At 42.8% G+C, this 7837-nt stretch carries 6 protein-coding genes and 4 tRNA genes; 9 read left to right on the top strand and 1 reads right to left on the bottom strand.

The genetic code is table 11. The features are described from left to right. Positions 1-1218 (top strand): IS3 family transposase gene (locus L650_RS23970; RefSeq protein ID WP_128081048.1). Its coding sequence is split into 2 segments (ribosomal slippage), with 1219 coding nucleotides annotated over them: positions 1-335 and positions 335-1218; the frame shifts between segments, so codons are not numbered across the junction. This gene is flagged as partial in the annotation. Positions 1219-1296: 78 nt separating this feature from the next. Here the strand turns inward: L650_RS23970 and L650_RS0121095 are convergent. Continuing rightward, positions 1297-3141, bottom strand: a complete 1845-nt coding sequence (locus L650_RS0121095) for a M1 family metallopeptidase (RefSeq protein WP_029774313.1) — start codon at positions 3139-3141, stop codon at positions 1297-1299. Between the two features lie 133 nt (positions 3142-3274). On the opposite strand from L650_RS0121095, the gene murB reads away from it, so the two are divergent. The 8 genes from murB to tuf all read left to right on the top strand — a co-directional run bounded on the left by murB (position 3275) and on the right by tuf (position 7835). Next, on the top strand, positions 3275-4282 hold the full coding sequence (gene murB / locus L650_RS0121090; protein WP_029774312.1) for a UDP-N-acetylmuramate dehydrogenase: 1008 nt from the start codon (positions 3275-3277) through the stop codon (positions 4280-4282). Next, the gene (gene birA, locus L650_RS0121085; protein ID WP_029774311.1) at positions 4282-5274 is read left to right on the top strand and encodes a bifunctional biotin--[acetyl-CoA-carboxylase] ligase/biotin operon repressor BirA; all 993 of its coding nucleotides are present in this window, start codon (positions 4282-4284) and stop codon (positions 5272-5274) included. The genes murB and birA overlap by 1 nt, the downstream gene beginning before the upstream one ends. Continuing rightward, a complete protein-coding gene (locus L650_RS0121080) occupies positions 5271-5996 on the top strand; it encodes a type III pantothenate kinase (protein ID WP_029774310.1) in 726 nt (241 codons plus the stop codon). Before birA ends, L650_RS0121080 begins: the two co-directional genes overlap by 4 nt. Positions 5997-6107: 111 nt before the next feature. Next, positions 6108-6183, top strand: a tRNA-Thr gene (locus L650_RS0121075). 40 nt (positions 6184-6223) lie between these two features. Next, positions 6224-6308 (top strand) — tRNA-Tyr (locus L650_RS0121070). 45 nt (positions 6309-6353) lie between these two features. Beyond that, a tRNA-Gly gene (locus L650_RS0121065) sits at positions 6354-6428 on the top strand. Between the two features lie 11 nt (positions 6429-6439). Continuing rightward, a tRNA-Thr gene (locus L650_RS0121060) sits at positions 6440-6515 on the top strand. 135 nt (positions 6516-6650) lie between these two features. Further along, positions 6651-7835 carry an elongation factor Tu gene (gene tuf / locus L650_RS0121055; RefSeq protein ID WP_029773026.1) on the top strand — a complete coding sequence of 395 codons (1185 nt, stop codon included), beginning with the start codon at positions 6651-6653 and terminating at the stop codon, positions 7833-7835. Positions 7836-7837 lie beyond the last annotated feature (2 nt).

The following is a 7837-nucleotide window of genomic DNA, read 5'->3' as shown; positions in this document are numbered from 1 at the left end:
TAAAGACGTTAAGCGTACTCAGCGAGATTATACATTAGGCTTTAAATTATCTATTGTTGAGCAAGTAGAAAAAGGCGACTTCACCTATAAACAAGCGCAAAGTCATTACGGTATTCAAGGCCGCAGTACCGTTCTGGTATGGCTGCGAAAACATGGTAAATTAGATTGGTCTAAACCAACTTATATAGCCAACATGCCTAAATCGAAAGAAACCCCAGCACAAAAAATTAAACGTTTAGAGCGCGAGATAGAAGAGTTACGCCTAAAGGATTTAATCAAAGATGAAATGATTAATATTATGGATGAAGAATATGGAGCGGGCTTGCGAAAAAAGTACATATCCGAGCTATCACGCGCGCAAAAGAAAACCATCAAATAAAGCTTACTCCGTTATGCCGTGCATATGGCGTAACGCGACAAGGTTACTATCAAGCTATGCGCAGAATAGATGCTCGGAATAAAGAATTGGAGCCAGTCAAAGAATTAGTGATGTACTGGCGGCAATTCATGCCTCGTATTGGTGGGAAGAAACTTTATCTGATGATAAAGCCAGACCTGCAAGAGCGTGGCATTAAACTAGGTCGTGATTGTTTTTTTGATTATTTGAGAGAGCATGACTTTCTTGTAAAACCAAAGAAAAATTACACTAAAACAACAAACAGTAACCATTGGATGCGCAAGCATCCCAATTTACTAAAGGAATACATGCCTACTGCGGCCGAGGAAGTCTTCGTTAGTGACATTACATACGTAAAGTCAGCGCAAGGCGTGCATTACCTATCGTTAGTCACTGATGCTTACAGTCGAAAAATAATGGGTTATGAGCTGAGTGATGAAATGAAAGCAACCGATGTAGTCAGAGCATTAGAAATGACAATTAAGCAACGCGTATATAAACGTGATGCCATTCATCATTCAGATAGAGGTTTACAATATTGCTCTGAAGTATATCAAAATGCGCTATTAAAAGAGGGCATTAGACCATCGATGACCGATGGGTATGACTGTTATCAAAACGCATTAGCAGAGCGTATTAACGGGATATTAAAGCAAGAGTTTTTACTGTATAAATGTCGCAATATGGCAGAGTTAAAACAGCTCGTTGAAGAATCGATATTTATATACAATGAAATGCGACCGCACTTAAGTTTGGATATGAAAACACCAAATCAAGTGCATAAAAAAGACCTGGCGCTTTCGCACCAAGTCTTTCATTAAAACCGTCAACCTATTTCAGGACGGGACATGCTGTTTTACCCTAAAGGTGTGAATTCCTTTCGGGGTGGCACAGGTTGCTTATTTATCAAATAAAGCGTCAATGGTGCCTTGTGCAAGAGGGTGGTAGCCTGGGCGTGCTTTGATGTATACATCATGTGCCCATTCGCGCTTACCATTTTTAATAAGTGCTTTGTATAACGGCACAATTAATTTACGGCGGCCAATACCTGATAAATGCTTATCAAGCGCTGGGTAAATAGGTTGGTAACCATTACCTACCGCTAACATAAACCATGCAAACGCGCGCTCTGCATTGGTTGATTGCGTTAAGTTAAATTGCTTATCAAGCTCGCTCATTTTATCTAAGCTTAAATCACGTGGTAGGTTATTTAAAAAGTGTAACCACTCGTGCACTGTCCATTGAGCCGTAGGTAATTGTGCTGCGCTTGTTTCACCTTTTAACCATGCTGCGCTTGCTGTATCTACTTTATCAAACGCATCCGATGTTGGGTTAGGTGCATCACTTGGTAAACCAGGCTCAAAAATCCACTCATTCACTTTATCCATGCTTACAACGCCTGGATATTTTTCAATTAAGTTAGCTTTTAAATAAGTAACAAATTGCGCAGTGGTCAGCGATTTAAATGCAAACTCATTAAAGTAGGTCTTAACAAAGTCATCAAACTTATCACGGCCGTATTTTTCTTCTAGGTAGATTAAAAATAGCTGCCCTTTAGTGTATGGCACTGAGCTAAATGCATCATCTGGATCGCGGCCATTAAGTTTTAAATTAAGGCGCGTATCGGGTGCATCAATGGTTTTAAGCTGAGCACGTAAGCCTGCTGCATCTAAAGCTTGCTCCATTACGGCGCGGTCGCGGCCAAATACTTCTTCCATGATGCGGTTTTCAACGTAAGAGGTAAAACCTTCGTTTAACCATAAATCTTCCCACGTCGCGTTGGTAACTAAGTTACCAGACCAAGAGTGTGCAAGCTCATGCGCAATAAGGTTTACTAAGCTTTTATCGCCAGCAACTACGGTAGGGGTAATAAACGAAAGACGCGGGTTTTCCATACCACCAAACGGAAAGCTAGGCGGTAACATTAATAAATCGTAACGGCCCCATGCATACTCACCATACATTTCGTTGGTTTTGTCGATCATGGCTTGGGTGTCGTTAAACTCGGCAACCGAAGCGTCTAAAATTTCAGGCTCGGCAAATATACCAGTTTGTTTTGACATGGCTTTAAATTCTAAATTACCTGCACCAATTGCAATTAAGTACGGCGAAATAGCTTGAGGCATCTCAAAGTGGTAGTCGCCATCTTTGTATAGTGCGTCTTTGTTATCGGCGCTCATTACGGCACGTATATCTTTTGGTGTATGAATACGGGCAGAGTAAGTAACGCGCATGGCAGGGGTATCTTGTACTGGTAACCAGCTACGAGCGTGAATAGCCTGCGATTGGCTGTACATAAACGGGTGCGTTTTGCTGGCAGTTTGCTCTGGTGTTAGCCATTGCAGGCCAGATGCTTCTGGGCGGCTGTTGTAGTAAATACGTACTTTTGGCGCTTGGCTTTTTAAAGTAATTGTTAGTTTTGAGCCTTTAACATCATCGCGATCTGCCAGTGTAAATTTAGCTTTGTGCCAATCGCCCGAGGTGTCTTGGTACATTACTTTATCAATGTCTAAGTCGCGGGTATCAAGTACCAGCTTTTTACTTGTGTCATTGTTCCACTTTAGCGTGTGCTCAACAAAACCTTCTAATTGCTTGTCGGCAAAATCGACATCTAAATCAAGGTTTAAGTGTGTTGTTACCACATCATCTAGGTTGGCGTATGAGTTTTGATCAATCGCGTTTGCCATTGCTTGCGAGCACATACCGGCCATAGCGAGGCTTAAAAAAAGAGGTTTAATTTTCATAAAATACCCTGAACACTAATAATAAGTGCAGGTTTTATATCATGATTGATACAGCGGGTTGAGTGATTTTTACATTCTTTGCGACAATAAGGTAAACTACTGCGATTAGTTACCAGTACACTCAGAGACCTTTGTGGCGCACTCATTAAAACCTTTACATACCTTTGCACTAAACAATCAATGCCAGCATTTTGTTGAAATAACCTCGGTTGAGCAACTTAAAGCACACCGTTTTAGTGCTCCGTTTTGTTTATTAGGGGAAGGTAGCAACACAATATTTTTAGAAAACTACGCAGGCACCGTAATTAAAATGGCCACTAAGGGCATTACTATTACCGAGCGAGAAAATGACGTATTAGTGAGTGCAGCTGCGGGTGAGAACTGGCATAACCTAGTAAGCTATTTACTTGATAAAAATATTGCAGGGCTTGAAAACCTAGCGCTTATTCCGGGCACTGTTGGGGCGTCGCCGGTACAAAACATTGGTGCTTATGGTGTTGAGCTCGCTCAATTTGTAGAGTCGGTTGAATACATTGATATAGCCACAAAAACCAAGGTGACTTTAACTAACGCACAGTGTGAGTTTGCTTATCGTGACTCTATTTTTAAACATGCTTTAAAAAACAAAGCGGTGATCACTCAGGTTAATTTAGCGCTCCCTAAGAAGTGGCAGCCAGTTTTAAGTTATGGCCCACTCAAAGTATTGCAAAATCCCACCCCTAAAATGGTATTTGAGCAGGTTATTGAAATTCGTAACGCTAAGCTGCCAAACCCATACACTTTAGCCAATGCGGGTAGCTTTTTTAAAAATCCGATTATTAGCAATGCGCGTTTAGAAGCGCTGCTTGTGCGGTTTGGTGATTTACCGCATTACCCCTATGGGGAAAACCATCACAAAGTGGCGGCAGGTTGGCTAATTGACCAAGCGGGCTTGAAGGGCTTTACAGTAGCAGGGATTGAGGTGCACCAGCAACAGGCGCTGGTATTAGTTAATCATGGTGATAGTAAAGGGCGCGATTTAATCACTATGATCACGCATATACAAAATACGGTGTTTACACGTTACGGCATAATGCTAGAGCACGAAGTAAGGCTTATAAACACAAATAGTGAATGCCATATTACTACGGAGCACGCGTAATGAAAGCACCAGATGGAAATAAACTAGCAATATTAAACGCACTTAACCAAGGTGGCTTTGTATCGGGCCAAGTCCTTGGCGAGCAACTGGGTATAAGCCGTGCTGCAGTGAGTAAACATATACAAACACTGCAAGACATGGGGCTCGATATATTTAAAGTGACGGGTAAAGGTTACAGTTTAAACAATGCGGTGGGTTTGCTAAACCGAGACGATATAACCAAACATTACCATGCATTAGGTGCCAATATAGCCCAAGTAGAAGTACACCCTATTATAGATTCAACCAACAGCGAGCTAATGCGCCGTATTCAAAATAAAGTCGCGCTTGAGTCTGGCACTGTTGTGGTTGCCGAAATGCAGCAAGCAGGGCGCGGAAGGCGAGGGCGGGTATGGCAATCTCCATTTGGGGCTAATTTATATTACAGTTATTTTTGGCGCTTAGATGATGGCCTGCAAGCTGCTATGGGCGTATCAATTGCAGTAGGGCTTGCGGTATATGATGCTATAAAAGCACTTTACGATATAGACATTGAACTTAAATGGCCAAACGACATATACATAAATAAGCAAAAACTAGCTGGAGTATTAGTTGAGCTAGATGGGCAACCGCAAGGCCCTTGTCAGCTAGTCATTGGTATTGGCATTAATCTACACATGCCGCAAAACACCAGCGAACACATTGACCAAGCATGGACTGATTTAAGCCAACACACCACCGCGCTTGATAAAAACCAGTTAGTTGCTTCGCTTACCTTTTATTTAGAGCAGCGTTTGGCAGATTACCAGCAAGACGGGCTAAACAGTATGTACGCACAGTGGAACGCCCTAAACGCCTTTGCAGGAGAATGCGTAGAGCTAAATACGGGGCACAGAAGCTGGCGGGGTATTTGTGAGGGTATTGATCAGCACGGCGGAATACGTATTCGCCAAGACGGCGAAGTTAAAAGTTACTATGGCGGCGAAATCTCGTTAAGAAAGGCGGAATTATGAAACTGCTAATAGATGTAGGTAATACGTCATTAAAAGCGGCCTTATGGCGCGAGCAACAAGCAACGCCCGTTTCTATGAGCGACGTGCCGTGGCAAGCAATAACTGAGGTTGTGTATGCTTGTGTAGGTAACAGTGAATTATTAAATGACGCGCTCACATTAGCCGCCAAAAAAAGTATTCCGTGTTTTGAGGCGCATGTTAGTAAAAATCTCAGTGGCTTAAGCTGCGCATATGAACAGGTTAGCAATTTAGGTATTGACCGCTGGCTTGCGCTGGTGGCAGGTTTTACACTTTACCCAAACAGAGCGAGTATTATTGTTGATGCTGGCACAGCAACCACTATTGATGTACTGAGTGGCGAAGGCGAGCACTTAGGAGGCTGGATATTGCCCGGCCTTGACTTAATGACTCGCTCATTAACACAAAATACTCAACGCGTGTTTGATGATGCCAATACCCCCTTTTTAAACGAGCTAGGTAAAAACACACCCAATGGATTAAAAAATGGCGCGCTGGTGGCAACATTAGGCGCTATTGAGCAGGCCAAATATCAACTTAAACACATCGCAGGCGAACAAAAACCACAAATTTTGTGCGCAGGTGGTTACGGTTTGCTGTTACAGCAGCAAATAAGTGGCAGTATTTTTGATTCTTTATTGGTTATGAAAGGATTAAATTATTGGCATGAGCTAAGTAAAAACGACGAAAAACAGCAAAATTAAGCACTTTTGCATGAATTGTGAGCATTTAAGCTAAAAAATTACATTTTTTTTAATTTTATAGTTGCATCATAATAAACCTTACTCTAATATCTCGCCCCGTACTAAAGCAGTGCCGACTTAGCTCAGCTGGTAGAGCAACTGACTTGTAATCAGTAGGTCAACCGTTCGACTCGGTTAGTCGGCACCACTTTCCTTTTACCGAAAGTGAATTAGTAAAGAATTATCGTGGAGGGGTTCCCGAGCGGCCAAAGGGATCAGACTGTAAATCTGACGGCTCAGCCTTCGCTGGTTCGAATCCAGCTCCCTCCACCACTTTATTCTTGACGGTTAGAGGTAGTTTAAGAACAGGTTCCTAAAGCGGGCATCGTATAATGGCTATTACCTCAGCCTTCCAAGCTGATGATGCGGGTTCGATTCCCGCTGCCCGCTCCAATTATGGTGTTGCTGATATAGCTCAGTTGGTAGAGCGCACCCTTGGTAAGGGTGAGGTCGGCAGTTCAAATCTGCCTATCAGCACCAGTCATATGAATCTCCTTGAATACTTCCTTTATCTGTCAGAAAAAACTATTTGAAATTTGAAAAAATTAAATTAATCTACCTCTGGTGGATTATTTTCATATGTAATCTAGATACACAAAACTGATAGGTTCCGTCATGGCAAAAGAAAAGTTTGAACGCGTAAAACCGCACGTAAACGTTGGTACAATCGGCCACGTTGACCACGGTAAAACTACACTAACTGCAGCAATCACTAACGTACTTGCAAAAGTATACGGCGGTGTTGCTAAAGATTTCGCATCAATCGATAACGCTCCAGAAGAGCGCGAGCGTGGTATCACAATCTCAACTTCTCACGTTGAGTACGATACACCAACTCGTCACTACGCACACGTAGATTGTCCTGGACACGCCGATTATGTTAAAAACATGATCACTGGTGCTGCTCAAATGGACGGCGCTATCTTAGTAGTAGCTGCGACTGACGGCCCTATGCCACAAACGCGTGAGCACATCCTACTTTCTCGTCAGGTTGGCGTACCTTACATCGTTGTATTCATGAACAAATGTGACATGGTTGACGACGAAGAGCTACTTGAGCTAGTAGAAATGGAAGTTCGTGAACTTCTTTCTGAGTACGACTTCCCAGGTGATGACTTACCACTAATTCAAGGTTCTGCTCTTAAAGCACTTGAAGGCGAAAAGCAGTGGGAAGACAAGATCGTTGAGCTTGCAGAAGCACTAGATTCTTACATCCCAGAGCCAGAGCGTGACATCGATAAGCCATTCATCATGCCTATCGAAGACGTTTTCTCAATCCAAGGCCGTGGTACAGTAGTAACTGGTCGTGTTGAAGCTGGTATCATCAACGTGAACGACGAAGTTGAAATCGTTGGTATCAAAGAGACTACTAAGTCTACTTGTACTGGTGTTGAAATGTTCCGTAAGCTTCTTGACGAAGGTCGTGCTGGTGAGAACATTGGTGCACTTCTACGTGGTACTAAGCGTGAAGACGTTGAACGTGGTCAAGTACTAGCTAAGCCTGGTTCAATCAAACCTCACACTACATTCACTTCAGAAGTATACGTACTTTCTAAAGATGAAGGTGGCCGTCATACTCCTTTCTTCAAAGGTTACCGTCCACAGTTCTACTTCCGTACAACTGACGTAACAGGTGACGTACAGTTACCAGAAGGCGTAGAAATGGTAATGCCTGGTGATAACGTTAAGATGACAGTAACTCTAATCGCGCCAATCGCGATGGACGAAGGTCTTCGTTTCGCTATCCGTGAAGGTGGCCGTACTGTAGGTGCTGGTGTTGTAGCAACTATCGTAGAGTAATA

The organism is Pseudoalteromonas sp. TB51, from assembly GCF_000498055.1.
Lineage (GTDB): Bacteria > Pseudomonadota > Gammaproteobacteria > Enterobacterales > Alteromonadaceae > Pseudoalteromonas > Pseudoalteromonas atlantica.
Note: the sequence above shows the minus strand (reverse complement) of the source record. Positions and strands in the feature narration are given on the sequence as shown.

Coding starts and splice junctions, on each gene's coding strand:
- L650_RS0121095 (WP_029774313.1), bottom strand. CDS start 3,141: ATGAAAATTAAACCTCTTTTTTTAAGCCTCGCTATGGCCGGTATGTGC.
- birA (WP_029774311.1), top strand. CDS start 4,282: ATGAAAGCACCAGATGGAAATAAACTAGCAATATTAAACGCACTTAAC.
- L650_RS0121080 (WP_029774310.1), top strand. CDS start 5,271: ATGAAACTGCTAATAGATGTAGGTAATACGTCATTAAAAGCGGCCTTA.
- tuf (WP_029773026.1), top strand. CDS start 6,651: ATGGCAAAAGAAAAGTTTGAACGCGTAAAACCGCACGTAAACGTTGGT.